We start from the raw sequence: 15,755 nt of genomic DNA on the forward strand, positions 1-15,755 counted from the left end.
TTCAGTCGTTGACCTCCAACGCCTCGACACGGTCGGCAACTTTACCGAGCAGTCTGATCAATTCATCCTGCTCGGTCACGGTCAACGCGGACAGAAACACCTGCATGTCGTTCAAGTCCTGATCGTGGATAGCATCCGCGATCCGCTGTCCCTCCGGCGTCAAGGTCAATTGATAGGCGCGTCTATCACCGGTGCATTGCCTGCGTTCGATCCACCCTCTGTTGATCAGACGTCCTATTACACTGCTGGCCGTCGTCGCGGCGATACCGAGTGATCCAGCCACGACAGATGCACGCACACCCGGATCGGTGCGCACCATGCCCAGTGTATGAAAATCCAGTGGATTGAATTTGATGATGTGCTGGTGCTCGGGTCCAGTCCGTTCACTGATCAGCATCACGCGCATCACCGTTTTCACGTGGCGCAGAAGGTCATGTTTCTTAGTCATCCCTAAAAATCGCGCAGACCCCTTGAACCTGCAAGAGGGCTTCTTAAATACTACGATATTCGCAGCAACAACTGCGAAAATCGTATAAAAAGGAATTGACCATGAAACGCTCGATCATTGCAACTGGTGTCGCCCTTGCCCTGACATTTGTGGCTATCACGTCTTCCGCAGCGATGACGTACACGTTCCCACCAGATATCGCTGTTCAGAGTGATACGGACAGCGATCCTCTGACCAACCGCGGCTTCAAAAGCTCCAAGAAAAAGTAAAGACTTAGCGCGTCCGGCCGCCAGTCGGACGCGCTAACCGTCATTGATGACCCAAGAAATTCAGCCCCGCTCGCCACAAATATGAATTATTCCACACCGTCCGTACCGGTATCGGCAGGTATGGTGTGATATAACGCGCACGCTGTCCTCTTCGTTGACTTTGACAGTGCATACATTCACATACTGAACTCAGTGCGACTGCCCTCCCACGGGCCCTCTTGGGGAATAACATGAAGAAGATTTACGGCTCAGCTTCCGAAGCGTTGGATGGGCTTTTGTTTGACGGCATGTTCATTGCGGCCGGGGGATTTGGCCTGTGCGGCATTCCCGAGCTGCTTCTGGATGCGATCAAGGATGCAGGCACCAAGGACCTGACTTTTGCATCGAACAACGCTGGTGTGGATGATTTCGGCATTGGCATCCTGTTGCAAACACGCCAGGTTAAAAAGATGATTTCGTCCTATGTGGGCGAAAACGCTGAGTTTATGCGCCAATACCTGTCCGGCGAGCTTGAGCTTGAATTCAACCCCCAAGGCACATTGGCAGAACGCATGCGCGCTGGCGGCTGCGGCATCCCTGGTTTCTACACGAAAACCGGCGTTGGAACCGTGATCGCCGACGGCAAAGAGCATAAGGATTTCCGCGGCGAGACTTACATCATGGAAGAAGGCATCTTTGCCGACCTTTCCATCGTCAAAGCCTGGAAAGCCGATGAAACGGGTAACCTAGTGTTCCGCAAAACGGCCCGTAACTTCAACCCGCCCGCTGCAATGTGTGGCAAGGTCTGTATCGCAGAGGTGGAAGAGATTGTTCCGACCGGCAGCCTTGACCCTGACGTAATCCACCTACCTGGTATCTACGTCCACCGCCTGATTCAGGGCGAACATGAAAAGCGCATCGAACAACGGACAACGCGCGCCGCGTGAGGAGCCAGGCCATGCCTGACACCATCGAAGAACTTCTGCAGGACGACAAATCCTTTGACGGATTTTCGCGTGCACAGGTCGCCATGGTGGTGACCAATCCGCATCTCGAAGACAATCCAATAGTGTACGTAAACCAGGCGTTCACACGCTCCACCGGGTACGCGCGATCTGCATCTATCGGGCGCAATTGCCGGTTCCTTCAAGGTGAAGGGACGCGCAAGTCCGATGTAGACAAACTGCGCGGTGGAGTCGAAACCGAGGAAAGCGTGACGGTCGACATTCTGAACTACCGTGCGAATGGCGAACCATTCACAAACCGTCTGATTGTTGCACCGGTCCAGGACTCACGCGGCGAAACACAGTATTTCGTGGGTATTCAGAAAGAGCTGCGCCAAAGCGAAATGACAACCAGCGCCGAGGACGTAAACGCGCAACTGATCGAGATTCAGAACCGTGTTGCCTCTGACCTGTCGATGATCATCGGTATGATCCGGCAGCAATCAGGTACCACGTCAGTGCCGGAAGACTTCGTAGCACTAAGCCGCCGGATCGAAACGCTTCAACTACTCTATGAAGAAATGAAGCTGAGCGATCAGCAATCCAACCGCGACAGTATCCAGATGGGCAGCTACCTTTCTCGATTGGCGGCGGCGATTGCTCACATTGAAGGTCGCTCGGGTATCCGCGTGTCGCTTCAGATTGAATCTCTGGAAGTCCCTATCGAAACGGCGACGCGTGTCGGACTGGTACTTTCCGAACTTCTTACAAATGCCTTCCAGCACGCCTTTGACCGCATCGATATGGGGCTGGTTGAAGTACGAATGAGTCGGCTCAGCGCAGGTGGCCTGCGCCTTATCGTTGCTGATGATGGTGTAGGCGTCCCGCCAGATATGGAATGGCCCGACAGCAAAACCGTTGGCGGGCGTATAGTTTCTGGCCTGATCGAGGGCCTCGAAGGCACATTGCACCTGGGCCGTGGCGCCGCAGGAAGCTTCATTACCATTGACGTGCCTGCCGGCGCGGCACTCACCGACGAATATTAATAAGGACAATCGATGCCCTGGGATCGCAACCAAATGGCGGCGCGTGCCGCACAGGAACTTGAAGACGGCTGGTATGTGAACCTCGGGATTGGAATCCCTACGCTGGTATCGAACTATATCCCCGAGGGGATCGAAGTGACGCTGCAATCCGAGAACGGCATGCTCGGCATGGGCCCCTTTCCCATTGAGGGCAAAGAGGACGCGGACCTGATCAACGCCGGCAAACAAACAATTACAGAACTGCCTCAGACTGCTTATTTCGACAGCGCACAAAGCTTCGGTATGATCCGCGGCGGCAAGATCGCCATGGCCATTCTGGGTGCGATGGAAGTGGCAGAGAACGGTGACCTGGCCAACTGGATGATCCCCGGCAAACTGGTCAAGGGCATGGGCGGCGCTATGGACCTCGTGGCTGGCGTGGGTCGCGTGGTGGTCGTCATGGACCATACGAACAAGCATGGTGACAGCAAGGTACTCAAGGAATGTACCCTGCCCCTGACGGGCAAAGGCGTGGTTGATCGCATCATCACGAATCTTGGCGTGCTCGATGTCGTCGATGGCGGCCTGAAGATTGTCGAAGTCGCGGACGGTGTGACAGAAGACAAGTTGCGCGCGGCCACCCAAGCCACTCTTGTTTGAATTTGACATTCATCGAGAAGCGGACGGGTCGAAAAGCATTATATATCCTGAACCGTCATCGGGCCGAAACCGAACCAGCCTATTCGGTCCTATAAGCGCATACGTGCATCGCGGATCATAAGGGATGTGATGCGCAGCATTCGCGCCCTACAAATACTCTTGAAGCAGCTTGCGGAAGGCGCGCGGGCAGAAGGATGGAAGATTGTGCCATTGTGCCCTTCCGTGAATGCCCAGCGGGCGATGCAACCGGATCGGGCCGACGCATTCAACGTATGAACAGAGCATCTTCCGATGTTGAGTACGGCCTGGAATTTCTTCCGAAGTGCACTGCCATCAATTCAATGCGGCAAAGACACACCCGTCCGTGACAAGTTCGGGCGGCGTAACACACAAACCCTTCGCCACCTGGAATGTCGCCAGAACCTTGGGTACGTAATCTCGCGTCTCAGCAAAGGGCGGGACACCATTGTGGGTGCGCACAGACCCCTCTCCCGCATTATACCCGGCCAGAACAAGAACGGGGTCGCGCTCGAACGTATCCATCAGCCAATCCAGGTATTTGACACCACCTGCAATATTCTCGGCCGGGGCAAAGCTGTCTTGCACGCCAAAACGCGCAGCCGTGTCAGGCATCAATTGCATCAGCCCTTGCGCACCTGCGCCGCTTAACGCATCTGCCTTACCTGCAGACTCCACCATCATGACTGCCAACACCAATGCAGGCGATACATCCGTACCTATGGTGGCCTTAAGGATGTCGATACCCTGTGCTTGCGCCAGCGCCTGCATTTGTTGCAGGCGTGGCACCGGCACAGGCGGCTCGGCTCGAGCCAATGCCCTCAACGCCAGATCCAATCGCCCAGGCCCGGCTTGGTCTATCTCGGGCGAAACATCTTGCCAGAACCAATCAAAGCGCGTCACAGGCGCTTTGGGAGCCGCTGCCACATCGGATGCTTCAGGCACACTTACTTCTGTCGCCGGGGCTTCAGGTTCAATCTGCACCGTGATCAATTTCTTCGATCCCGGCTGCGGCGGCTTTACACGTTTCGCAGAAAAATCCTTGAAGGGTGGCGGCTCATCGGCAAAGCCACCGCCGCACATCAAAGTCAGCGCTGTCAGGAGCGCAACAGACAAACGAACCATGAAACTGCTCTCATCTTGACGCCTGCTCTATGGCAGACTTTCCCAAATTATCGCAAAAAAAGGGATTTCAGGCCAGCCTGCGCGTGCAAAAAATGGCAAAGCTGCCACATTTAACATGCCGATTAACGAAAATTACACCAATCCAAACCCAACCACCCGAATTAATATATAAAAAACAAAGACTTGAAAAATCTCTTCAAAAAAATCCAGCCCAGACGTGAAATCCTCAATTTGACGCCAAATTCGTGCCCCAATCCCCCGACTATATAGCGGCATACCAAGTCGGACACGGGCCAATGAGAGAGAGCGGCTCACAAAGGACGGCGAGGTTAATGTAAATCTACTGATCCTTTGGAGGGACACTATCATGATCAAGTTCATCAAAAACTTCCGCAACGACGAAGACGGCGCCGTAACAGTTGACTGGGTTGTTCTGACCGCAGCCGTTGTTGGCCTGGCGATCGCAGCCTATGGTTCGATCCAATCCGGTGCCACAGACCTGACCGCAGCCACCGAGACGTTCCTGGGTGAGCAAACTGTTGGTTCGATCGGCGCACCTGCTGGCGAATAATATTCGGGCGTAATCGTCTGAACACAGGGGCCGTGACCGCAACCGGGCGCGGCCCCTATTTTCACATTATGGCATTCGAGCATGTATAGAGGTCGAAGATGATCCGCTTCCTGAAAAACTTTCACCGCAGTGAATGCGGCGCAGTGACAGTCGACTGGGTTGTACTATGTGCGGCCATCGTTGGTCTGGCCATTGTGATCGTCACCACCATGCAGTCCGGCGCGTTGACACTCGCTGACAATGTCGGAACCTTCTTCGATACACATTTCTTCGCCGACGAATAGCGCCAGCGTCACAGATCTTTCTCCAAAAGACCCGACCGCTGATCGCGCCGGGTCTTTTTGCTTTCTGGTCAGCGCGGTTCTGAATGCCCCGGACCTTCCTCATCTGTTCCCCGAAATCGCCACATTCCAGTGCCATTATTATCGCAAGAGGTTCCGCCCGTTCCGGAGCAGGAGCCCAAGCAATGAGGTACTGAAATGCGAATGGTATTCGGATTGGTTTTGCTCGCCGGGATCGCCCTGGCTGGCGGAGCCGTTTATATGGCCAAGAATTACATCGGGAAGTATCAGGTCGCATTGGCCACCGAACGTGCCCAACGCGAAAAGGTCGTACCGACCATTCCCGTCTACGTTGCGGAGCGACAGCTAAAATACGGTGAAGCGCTCGGTACTGTCGACGTGCGAACGGTTGATTGGCCGGAAAACGCGATCCCCGAAGGCGCCTTCACAGCAGACAATCCGCTATTCCCAGAAGGCGTGATCGATCATCGCGTCGTTCTCCGTACGATGGAAAAGGACGAGGCGATCCTCGCCGTCAAGGTAACCGAGCCCGGCGAGGAAGCCGGCCTGACCTCGCGGCTCGAGCGTGGTATGCGTGCCTTTGCCATCCGCGTCGACGTGGCATCCGGCGTGTCGGGCTTCTTGCGCCCGGGTGATCGCGTAGATGTCTACTGGACCGGTCGTGTGAACAAGGCACTTGATCAAAGCCGCGGCGAGGTGACCAAGTTGATCCAACCCGCCATCCAACTGATCGCCATCGACCAGAACGCCGCTGGCGACCTTGATGGAACCGTTATCGCACAAACCGTGACTGTCGCGGTCGCACCTGCGCAAGTAGCCAAACTGGCCCAGGCCCAATCTACCGGACGTCTGTCCCTGTCGCTCGTCGGAGCCGAGGACGACACCGTCGCAGCCGCCATCGAAGTCGATCAGCGGTCCTTGCTTGGTATTGAAACCAAGGAGGTCAAAGCCGAAGTAGAAGAGAAAAAGACCTGTTCCATCCGCACGCGACGCGGCGCAGAGGTTGTGCAGATCCCGATCCCCTGCACCAACTGATTGCCTCCATTTCAAGCACTTAGACCGGTGTCGCGTTATTTGGCACCGGTTTTGATTTTGTCCTCTGTTGCCAGTTCTCCACATAAAAGAATCACCTGAACCCATTGATTCTTGCAAAAAAATCCAAACTGACGCATTGTGCATCGCATCACGGGCACCAAGACCCGGCACCGAGGCGTGATCAAAAAGGCAGGTCACATGAAAATTGACGGATTTTTCAAAGCGGCCCTCTTGGGGCTGTGTTTTGTAGCAGGCCCCATCGCGGAAATGGCGCAGGCAGAAAACTTGCGGGTGGTTCGCAAATCGACGGAATCGACACTGGGCGTTCCCATGAACCGCGCGGTTGTGGTGGAAAGCGATACACCATTTGCCGAACTGAGCATCGCCAACCCGGCCATCGCAGACATCTCATCGCTCAGCGACAGAACGATCTATGTCTTGGGCAAAGCACCTGGCTTGACCACACTGACCTTGCTCGATGCAAATGGTCGGTTGATCACCAACGTGAATGTCCGCGTGTCGGCTGACATCTCGGAGTTCAAGGAACGGCTGCGCCAGATCCTACCCGGTGAAAAGATTGAGGTGCGGACCGCCAATGACGGTATCGTGCTGTCAGGTATTGTATCCTCCAGCGCACGTTTGCAGCGGGCGCTGGATCTGGCTGAGCGCTACGCCGAAGGGCGCGTCAGCAACCTGATGAGCGTTGGTGGCATTCAGCAAGTCATGTTGAAAGTGCGCTTCGCAGAAATGAATCGCAGCGTCTCGAAGTCACTCAGCTCGTCACTGTCACTGAACGGTTCGCTGTTCTCTGGCGACATTGATGTGAACGGTGGCAGCGGGACAACTGTAGGTTCGGGCGCGCTTCAAAGATCGCTGGACAACAACGTACCCGCCGCAAACGAAAATAATGGCGCAATCGTCTTTGGCTTCAATGCCGGCAGCACGCGCGTCGGTCTTTTGCTTGAAGCCCTTGAAACCAAAGGGGTTGTGCGCACTTTGGCCGAACCAAATCTCGTTGCCCTATCGGGTCAAGAGGCGCGTTTTCTCGCAGGTGGTGAATACCCGGTTCCGATTGCACAAGAAGACGGCGTTATCACCGTTGAATTCAAACCCTTCGGTATCCAGTTGAACTTTATCCCCCGAGTTGTCGACAAGGATCTGATCAACCTCGAGCTTGAGGCTGCCGTGTCCGATATCGATACGAACAACGGCCTGACGTTTGATGGCTTCACCATCGATGCCTTCAGCCGCCGCGAAACAGCCACAACCGTTGAGTTGCGCGATGGCGAAAGCTTTGCAATCGCTGGTCTGCTCGAAGACAACTTCATCGACGAGAACCAGCAACTGCCATGGCTCGGTGATGTGCCCGTACTGGGCGCCCTGTTTCGGTCCGCCTCTTATCAGCGCGACCAATCCGAACTGGTGATCATCATCACAGCACATCTCGTTTCCCCGGTCCGGGGCGACACGCTGGCGCTGCCAACGGATCGGATCAAACCTCCAAGCGAGCGGGACTTGTTCCTGTTTGGTCGGACTGCCGCCGGTACACGCACACCCAAACAAGGCGGTGCGGGCGAGGTTGCCAAACAGGACTTCTCCGGCTCATATGGCTACGTGTTGGACTAAGGACAGGGTCATGAAACCGATCTTCACCGTCGCATTGGCAAGCAGTTTGGCCCTTGGCGCCTGTGGCCCATCCAATGATCCTGTCTATACACAGTTCTACCGGGAAGCCGGCGCTCTGGTCGATACGGGGCAGTTTGGCAACGCGACGGCAAACAACACCCTGCTTTTGACGGGCGAACGGCAATACACCTTCGATCTCGCCCAGCGTTTCGCAACAGAAGTTGGTACAACGGTCAATTTCGCCTTCAACTCCGCACAACTTGATGCAGGGGCCCGCGATGCACTGCGGGAACAGGCGGTTTGGATCCGTCAGTTCCCAGAAATCCGCTTCCGTGTCTACGGCCATACCGATGCGGTTGGGTCCGCCGCCTACAACAAGCGCTTGGGCCTTGCCCGCGCGAATGCGGCCGTACAATTCCTGACAACGCAGGGGATCAGCCGCTCGCGCCTCGAGGCTGTGGCCTCATTTGGGGAAACCCAGCCGCTGATCGTTACGCAGGGCCGCGAGCGGCGCAACCGCCGTACCGTGACTGAAGTCAGCGGGTTCGTCAAAACACACCCATCTGTGCTGGATGGGAAATACGCCCAGATCGTATATCGCGACTACGTTCAATCAGCCGAGGCAACCAGTACTCTGACCGGAACCACCGGCGCTGACTTCCAAACCGAGCAGTAAATCAGCTCAAATTTAGCCAAGGGCCCGCAGACAATCCTGTCTCCGGGCCCTTTATCGTTCTGAGATACCCAACAATTGGAGTTTTTTGGCCCAAATCTCGCCTGAATTCATTGCGACAACTCCCCCTGAGGACACGTATGCCCGGCAAAAGAGCACCGGGCGAGGGTCGACGCATCCACCTGCTGAAACAGCAAACCGGATGCTACGCCCAATGAGCAAAGGACGAGTGGGCAATGAGCAGCGTAATGCCGCAACCGGAAACTGCACCAATCACGGCCTGTACCATCAGCCGCGACGTGCAGAACTTCGATCTGCTGATCGAGGACATGGAACAGGCCCTGGGCGAAGCCTGGGGCGATCTTGGCTTTGCAGAAGCCTTGGCTTTTTTCAGTCAGCCCGATGCAGAAGCCATGGAATTTGTGGCGCTGGCGCTAAACGAAGAAGATGAAGACAACCTTGTTCTTCTGGGCGAGATCATCACTCAGGCCAAGACCCACGGCATCAAGGTCATCCTGATAGCCGAGGACGTCACGCCCGCATCCTTGCACCAGTTGTTGCGTCAGGGGGCCGACGAATTCGTCCCCTACCCGCTTCCCGAAGGCGAATTGCAGCAAGCTATTGATCGTTTGCAAGCCAGTGATAGACCACAACCAGCCAGCGATGAGCGGACTGCCAATCTGAGATCGGGAACAGACAAGCAAGGCGCCATTTTCGTGAGCCATGGCGCGGCAGGTGGCACAGGTGCCACGACACTGGCTGTAAACCTCGCTTGGGAATTGGCACTTCTTTGCGAGAGCGAAACACCCTCAGTCTGCCTTTTGGACCTTGATCTCCAGTTTGGCTCGGCGTCGACTTATCTCGACCTGCCAAGGCGCGAAGCAGTGTTTGAGATGCTGTCCGACACCGAAAGCATGGATGACGAGATCTTTGGTCAGTCCCTTCTGACATTCGAAGACAAGCTGCAGGTTCTGACCGCACCTGCGGACATGATCCCACTGGACCTTGTCACGCCTGAAGACATCAGCCGGATCGTCGAAATGGCCCGCGCGCATTTCGACTACGTTGTCGTCGACATGCCCTCGACCCTTGTTCAGTGGACCGAAACCGTGCTGAACGCGTCGCATCTTTATTTCACAACGCTCGAGATGGATATGCGCTCGGCTCAGAACACGTTGCGCTTCAAACGCGCCCTGCAAGCCGAAGACCTCCCCATCGAAAAACTGCGTTACGTACTGAACCGCGCACCGAAGTTCACCGATCTGGGGGGTAAGGCAAGGGTCAAGCGCCTCTCAGAAAGCCTTGATATCGCAGTCGAAGTGCAACTTCCAGACGGCGGCAAGCCGATCAGCCAGGGTGCTGATCATGGCATGCCGTTGGCAAGCTCGGCCACCAAGAACCCGCTGCGCCGTGAAATCGCGAAGCTGGCGGCCTCCATCCACGAACTCAGCGAGGACCACGCCAAGGCGGCGTGATCCGATAACCCGGGGGTCCCTCGATGTTTTCCAAGTACAAAAAAGCCGAAGCCAAGCCAGTCGCCGCACCTGCGGAAAAGGTCACCGAGATGCCTGCGGCGGATGCGTCCAAGAAAGTCACGCGCAAGGCGAACCCATCCAAGGCTGCAACCGTCACGCCAATGGACAAGGAGCGCAAGCGCAAGGAACGCATGGGAGAGATCAAGCTCGAACTGCACAGTGCGCTTCTGGACAACCTCAACCTCGCAGCCCTCGAACACGCGAGCGAAGCTGACCTGCGCCAGGAAATCAGCGCCATTTCGTCCGAGGTTCTGACGGAAAAGAACATCATCCTGAACCGCGAGGATCGTCAGACCCTCAACCAGGAGCTGTTTGACGAAGTGACGGGGCTCGGCCCCCTTGAAACGCTTTTGAAAGACGAAAGCGTCAACGATATTCTCGTGAACGGCCCCCAACAGATATTTGTCGAACGATCCGGCAAACTGGAACTGACCGACGTTACGTTCAAGGACGAACGCCACCTTCTGCGCATCATCGACAAGATCGTGAGCGCCGTGGGCCGTCGTGTCGATGAATCGAACCCCTATGTGGACGCCCGTTTGCAGGATGGCTCGCGTTTCAACGCCATGGTGCCTCCCATTGCGGTAGACGGCAGCCTTGTGTCCATTCGTAAGTTCAAAAAGGACAAACTGGGCATCGATGACCTGGTGAATTTCGGCGCCTTTACCGAGGAGATGGCCGCATACTTGCAGGCCGCGGTCGCCACGCGCCTCAATGTCATCGTGTCGGGCGGTACTGGGTCCGGTAAAACGACCACACTCAACGCCCTGTCCTCCTTCATCGACAATGCCGAACGCATCCTGACAATCGAAGACACCGCCGAACTCCAGCTCCAACAGACCCACGTGGGCCGGATGGAAAGCCGACCGCCAAACGTGGAAGGCAAGGGCGAGGTGAGCCCCCGTGACTGTCTGAAAAACGCGCTGCGTATGCGCCCCGACCGCATCATCGTGGGTGAGACACGGGGCGAGGAAGTCATCGATATGCTTCAGGCCATGAACACAGGTCACGACGGGTCAATGACGACAATTCACGCCAACTCTGCCCGCGATGGTGTCTCACGTCTGGAAAACATGATTGCCATGGCCGGGATCGAGATGCCGATCAAGGCAGTCCGGTCCCAGATCTCGTCCGCTGTGAACCTGATCGTACAGGCCAGTCGCCTTCAGGACGGGTCGCGCCGGATGACGTCGATCACCGAAATCACCGGGATGGAAGGCGACGTGATCTCGATGCAGGAAATCTTCCGCTTCCAGCGCGTGGGCCTGACGCCTGACAACAAGATTATCGGTCACTTCACAGCAACCGGCGTGCGCTCGCACTATTCCGAACGCTTCCGTCTGTGGGGATATGATTTGCCCGCATCCATCTACGAACCCGTCGCGGCCCAATAAGAGGAGCAGGGATTATGAGCGCAGAACCAATTATTTACGGGCTGATCTTTATCGGCGTGCTGGTGCTGGTCGAGGGCCTGTACCTTGTGGCCTTTGGTAAATCCATCAGCCTCAACAGCCGCGTGAATCGCCGCCTCGAAATGCTGAACAAGGCCGGTGGCCGACGCGAGGAAGTGCTGGACCAGCTTCGCAAGGAAATGCAGCAGCACATGGGCGCGCGGTCGATCCCGCTTTATTCACTTCTGGCGGACAAGGCACAGAAGGCGGCCATCGCATTCACCCCCAAACAGCTGATGATGATCATGGGTGGCCTATCGGTCGTCGCCTTTGTCGGCCTCAGCGTAGGCACCGAAACGGACACGCCCGTCCGCATCCTGATGTCCATCGGCATTGGCATCGGCGCGGTTTACTTCTGGGTATCTTCCAAGGCCAACAAACGGCTGAGCATGATCGAAGAACAATTGCCAGACGCCGTTGAGCTCATGGTGCGCTCCTTACGCGTGGGGCACCCCTTCAGCTCGGCCATCCAGATCGTGTCGAAAGAGGTCAAGGACCCCCTGGCTTCGGAATTCGGACTTATCGCGGATGAAAGCGCTTTTGGGCGGGATGTGGGCGAAAGCCTCAAGGATATGGCTGAACGTCTCGATATGCAGGATATGCGCTTTTTGGCTGTCGCTGTGACGATCCAGCAGCAATCAGGTGGTAACCTCGCCGAAATCCTCGCCGGTCTGGCCAAGGTGATCCGCGCGCGCTTCCGCCTGTTCCGCCGGGTCAAGGCGATCACGGCCGAAGCCAAATGGTCAGGCAAGTTCCTGTCCGCTTTCCCCATCGTGGCGCTGATCGTGATCAACGTGACCGACCCGCACTACTACGACGACGTCCGCGATCACGCATACTTCATTCCTGCCTGCTTTGCCGTGGGCATTTTCCTGGCCGCGAACCTGATGGTGATGCGCGTCCTGACCAACATCAAGGTGTAAGGAGGCTAACATGGACGCCCTATTGCAACCCATAACGGACATGCTCGGCCCGCTTGGCTTTATCGTGCTCGCCGGCGTACTTGGCGTGATGATGGTCGCCATCGTCCTCATCATGATGCTGCGGCAGCCCGAGGATCCGCTGACCAAATTGAAAAAATCCAGACAGACAGCGACTGCAGGCGGTCCAAGCAAGGAACGTCTGCGGCAGGGTGCCCGGAATGAACAGCTCGAACGGTTCTCGAAGTTCCTTGAACCCGAGGACGTGGCCGAACTCTCCAAGCGCCAGCTGACCTTGCGCCAAGCCGGTTACCAGTCCCGTGACGCGGTGCGCATGTTCCACGCCGCGCAGTTTGTCTTGGGCGTTGTCGGCCTGGCATTGGGTGTTGTCTATACCAACTTCGTCGTTGGCACCGACAACATGACCACCCAGAAGATCATTATGTTCACCATCGGTCCCGGTGGCGCCGGCTACTACCTGCCCCAATACTGGGTGACCCGGCGGGTCGCGATGCGACAGGAAGAGATCACGCAAGGCTTTCCAGACGCGCTCGACATGCTGCTGGTCTGCGTTGAGGCGGGTCAGTCGCTTGATCAGGCGATCAACCGTGTCGCCTCGGAACTGCATGCGTCCTACCCTGCCCTCGCCGACGAATTCTCGGTCATCAGCTACGAAATGAAGGCCGGTAAGGACAAGGTGACCGTTTTGAATGACATGGGTGAACGCTGCGGCGTACAGGATGTCGCCAGCTTCGTGACCGTGCTGGTGCAGTCGACCAGTTTCGGTACGTCGATCGCCGAAGCGTTGCGGGTCTATGCAGAAGAGATGCGCGACAAGCGTGTCATGCGCGCCGAAGAGGCCGCCAACAAACTGCCGACCAAGATGACGCTTGCCACCATGATGCTGACGGTGCCACCATTGCTTCTGATCCTCGTGGGGCCATCCGCACACGGCATCACACAACTTGGCAACATGAATGCACTCGGCAACTAGGCCAACGGTCTAACCCGTGTTACAACACTTGCACCGCGCGCCCATTCTGGGCGGGCGGTGCAGTCAATAAGTAGACGTGGCAAAGACCACCATGATCACAGGCATCCGGGCGTTTCTCGCTCTTCCCCTCGCATTTGCCCTGACCGCCTGCGGACAAAAGGGGATTGATGCCTCGCAGACCGGGCCCTTTGCTCCCGGCATCGACCGCCGGGCCGACGGGGTCGACGGCATTGAGGTGGGGCACCGCCTGATTGCCGCGGGTGAATTTGAACTGGCCATCAAAGCCTTCAACCGCGCCGCCCTCGACCAGGGCGGGCTGGATGCCGAAATTCTGTCCGGCCTTGGCACCGCGAACCTCGGACTCGGGCGGTTGAACCAGGCCGAAAAGCTCTTGCGCCGCGCCACCACCGAATACGACCCGGTTCCCTCAGACCTCAACAACCTTGGCGTCGCGCTGATGGAACAGGGCGAAACGGCCGAAGCGGTGCAGATCTTTCGCCGCGCCTTTGCGCTGGATGACGGAGAAAGCACACTTATCCGGGATAATTTGCGCTTGGCCCTCGCAAAATCTGAAAATCCTGCTACCGTGGAACCCAATGAGAGCCAGTATAAACTGGTCCGTCGAGGCAGCAGTGACTTTTTGATCCGCACTGCATCTTAATTTGCCCGCCCTTCCGGTGGGTTTGAGGGTGCGCTGTCATCAGCGCGAAGGATGCGACCGTGCAGCAAAAAGCGCGGCGCGAACGAGCAGGAAAAAGGACGCAAACATGCGCCACCCCGTCATTCTGGCTGTCGCTCTTTCGGGCGCTATGGCCCTTGCCGCTTGCGATCAGAAAAACGCCGAAGAAACCGTCGAACGGGCCTTTCAGGACGTAAATGTCGTGGATGAAAGCGACCTGAACGACGTGATGCTCACGGTCGCGGATCCCAACGAAGCTGTCACCTATTTCAGCCGCACGGCCAAGGACAATCCTGGCCGCATCGACGCGCAACGCGGTCTTGCTATCAGTCTCGTACGTGCCAAACGCTATACCGAAGCAAGCTCTGCCTACGCTAAACTGGTGAAGCTCGACGGTGTCACCAATGATGATCGTGTTGATTTTGCCGATGCGCTGTTGCGTTCGGGCGACTGGGCCCAGGCCGAAGAGCAATTGGACAAGGTTCCGCCCACAGTAGAGACATTCAAGCGTTACCGGCTCGAAGCATTGGTTGCCGACAGCAACAAGGAATGGAAGAAGGCCGACAGCTTCTATGAAACAGCCGTTGGCCTGACGACGCGCCCCTCCGGTGTGCTGAACAACTGGGGTTATTCCAAGCTGACGCGCGGTGACTTTGACGATGCCGAACGTCTGTTCACCGATGCGATCCGGCAGGACCCAAGCCTGTTTACCGCCAAGAACAACTTGATCCTGGCCCGCGGCGCCCAAGGCAACTACAGCCTGCCCGTCATCCCCATGGACCAGACGGAACGCGCACAATTGCTGCATACGCTTGGCCTCGCGGCTGTGAAACAAGGCAACCTTGAGACGGGCAAAGGCTTGTTGCGCGATGCAATCGACACCCACCCACAGCATTTCGAAGCGGCAGTGCGTTCGCTGCGCGCGCTCGAAAACAACGTCTCGAACGGGTAAGATATGATGGCGCTTTCGGCCACGGTGGCCCTGTGGTTCCTACCGCTTCTGGTGCCGATCTGCCTTTACGTCGCCTATACCGACCTGGCAGAGATGCGGATCACCAACCCGACGGTGGTGACAATGGCCGCGATCTTCGCGGTTATGGGGCCGTTTCTCTATCCGATGGACGCCTATCTGTGGCAACTCGCTCATCTGGCTATCGTGCTTGTGGTCGGAATCTGTCTGAACGCAGCCGGCGCCATGGGTGCCGGTGATGCCAAATTCCTCGCCGCTGCAGCACCTTATGTTGCCCTTGGCGATATCCACTTGCTGATGGCGCTCTTTGCCGCGGTCCTGTTGGCGGCCTATGCTGCCCACACCATCGCAAAACGCACCCCCCTGCACAGCTTTGCCCCCAACTGGGCCAGCTGGCGCCAGGAAGGGCGCAAATTCCCAATGGGCTTTGCTCTTGGCCCCACGCTTGTAATCTACCTCGGACTAGCTGCGCTGTACGGCTCTTGACCCGTTAAAGCCACAATTTGGCCGAATAGCTGCGCTAAAACAGCC

Annotated in this window: 19 protein-coding genes; 17 read left to right on the forward strand and 2 right to left on the reverse strand. The window is 56.8% G+C overall.

Annotated elements, in window-relative coordinates; translation table 11 throughout:
- Position 1: 1 nt before the first annotated feature.
- Positions 2-448, reverse strand: coding sequence for a MarR family winged helix-turn-helix transcriptional regulator (locus Q1A75_RS10855; RefSeq protein WP_299554250.1), 447 nt, complete (start codon positions 446-448; stop codon positions 2-4).
- A 101-nt stretch (positions 449-549) separates the two neighbouring features.
- On the opposite strand from Q1A75_RS10855, the gene Q1A75_RS10860 reads away from it, so the two are divergent.
- From Q1A75_RS10860 to Q1A75_RS10875, 4 genes are all read left to right on the forward strand, one after another.
- Positions 550-717, forward strand: coding sequence for a hypothetical protein (locus tag Q1A75_RS10860; protein WP_299554253.1), 168 nt, complete (start codon positions 550-552; stop codon positions 715-717).
- A gap of 230 nt (positions 718-947) precedes the next feature.
- Entirely contained in the window at positions 948-1,643 is a 696-nt protein-coding gene (locus Q1A75_RS10865) for a CoA transferase subunit A (protein WP_299554256.1), read from the forward strand.
- Between the two features lie 11 nt (positions 1,644-1,654).
- On the forward strand, positions 1,655-2,686 hold the full coding sequence (locus tag Q1A75_RS10870) for a PAS domain-containing protein (RefSeq protein ID WP_299554259.1): 1,032 nt from the start codon (positions 1,655-1,657) through the stop codon (positions 2,684-2,686).
- Positions 2,687-2,698: 12 nt separating this feature from the next.
- Positions 2,699-3,325: a 3-oxoacid CoA-transferase subunit B gene (locus Q1A75_RS10875; protein ID WP_299554262.1), complete on the forward strand. Its 627-nt coding sequence runs from the start codon at positions 2,699-2,701 to the stop codon at positions 3,323-3,325.
- A 333-nt stretch (positions 3,326-3,658) separates the two neighbouring features.
- Here Q1A75_RS10875 and Q1A75_RS10880 read toward each other — a convergent pair whose 3' ends face one another.
- The gene (locus tag Q1A75_RS10880; protein ID WP_299554265.1) at positions 3,659-4,468 is read right to left on the reverse strand and encodes a lytic transglycosylase domain-containing protein; all 810 of its coding nucleotides are present in this window, start codon (positions 4,466-4,468) and stop codon (positions 3,659-3,661) included.
- Positions 4,469-4,497: 29 nt separating this feature from the next.
- Between Q1A75_RS10880 and Q1A75_RS10885 the strand changes: the two genes are divergently transcribed.
- From Q1A75_RS10885 to Q1A75_RS10945, 13 genes are all read left to right on the forward strand, one after another.
- Entirely contained in the window at positions 4,498-4,689 is a 192-nt protein-coding gene (locus Q1A75_RS10885; protein WP_299554268.1) for a hypothetical protein, read from the forward strand.
- Between the two features lie 146 nt (positions 4,690-4,835).
- The gene (locus Q1A75_RS10890; protein ID WP_299554271.1) at positions 4,836-5,039 is read left to right on the forward strand and encodes a hypothetical protein; all 204 of its coding nucleotides are present in this window, start codon (positions 4,836-4,838) and stop codon (positions 5,037-5,039) included.
- Positions 5,040-5,137: 98 nt separating this feature from the next.
- Entirely contained in the window at positions 5,138-5,323 is a 186-nt protein-coding gene (locus tag Q1A75_RS10895; protein WP_299554273.1) for a hypothetical protein, read from the forward strand.
- 195 nt (positions 5,324-5,518) lie between these two features.
- Positions 5,519-6,376, forward strand: a complete 858-nt coding sequence (gene cpaB / locus Q1A75_RS10900) for a Flp pilus assembly protein CpaB (RefSeq protein ID WP_299554276.1) — start codon at positions 5,519-5,521, stop codon at positions 6,374-6,376.
- A 198-nt stretch (positions 6,377-6,574) separates the two neighbouring features.
- Positions 6,575-8,002 carry a type II and III secretion system protein family protein gene (locus Q1A75_RS10905; RefSeq protein WP_299554279.1) on the forward strand — a complete coding sequence of 476 codons (1,428 nt, stop codon included), beginning with the start codon at positions 6,575-6,577 and terminating at the stop codon, positions 8,000-8,002.
- Between the two features lie 10 nt (positions 8,003-8,012).
- Complete coding sequence (locus Q1A75_RS10910) at positions 8,013-8,678, forward strand: OmpA family protein (RefSeq protein ID WP_299554282.1); 666 nt, start codon at positions 8,013-8,015, stop codon at positions 8,676-8,678.
- 233 nt (positions 8,679-8,911) lie between these two features.
- Positions 8,912-10,150: an AAA family ATPase gene (locus Q1A75_RS10915; RefSeq protein WP_299554285.1), complete on the forward strand. Its 1,239-nt coding sequence runs from the start codon at positions 8,912-8,914 to the stop codon at positions 10,148-10,150.
- Positions 10,151-10,173: 23 nt separating this feature from the next.
- Complete coding sequence (locus Q1A75_RS10920; protein WP_299554288.1) at positions 10,174-11,604, forward strand: CpaF family protein; 1,431 nt, start codon at positions 10,174-10,176, stop codon at positions 11,602-11,604.
- 14 nt (positions 11,605-11,618) lie between these two features.
- On the forward strand, positions 11,619-12,584 hold the full coding sequence (locus tag Q1A75_RS10925; protein WP_299554291.1) for a type II secretion system F family protein: 966 nt from the start codon (positions 11,619-11,621) through the stop codon (positions 12,582-12,584).
- 10 nt (positions 12,585-12,594) lie between these two features.
- Complete coding sequence (locus Q1A75_RS10930) at positions 12,595-13,575, forward strand: type II secretion system F family protein (RefSeq protein WP_299554294.1); 981 nt, start codon at positions 12,595-12,597, stop codon at positions 13,573-13,575.
- 76 nt (positions 13,576-13,651) lie between these two features.
- Positions 13,652-14,236: a tetratricopeptide repeat protein gene (locus Q1A75_RS10935; RefSeq protein WP_299554297.1), complete on the forward strand. Its 585-nt coding sequence runs from the start codon at positions 13,652-13,654 to the stop codon at positions 14,234-14,236.
- A gap of 106 nt (positions 14,237-14,342) precedes the next feature.
- Positions 14,343-15,206 carry a tetratricopeptide repeat protein gene (locus tag Q1A75_RS10940; RefSeq protein WP_299554300.1) on the forward strand — a complete coding sequence of 288 codons (864 nt, stop codon included), beginning with the start codon at positions 14,343-14,345 and terminating at the stop codon, positions 15,204-15,206.
- A 3-nt stretch (positions 15,207-15,209) separates the two neighbouring features.
- Positions 15,210-15,710, forward strand: coding sequence for a prepilin peptidase (locus Q1A75_RS10945; RefSeq protein WP_366142201.1), 501 nt, complete (start codon positions 15,210-15,212; stop codon positions 15,708-15,710).
- Positions 15,711-15,755: the final 45 nt, after the last annotated feature.

The sequence above is a fragment of the uncultured Tateyamaria sp. genome (assembly GCF_947504105.1).
In the GTDB taxonomy this organism is placed as follows: domain Bacteria; phylum Pseudomonadota; class Alphaproteobacteria; order Rhodobacterales; family Rhodobacteraceae; genus Tateyamaria.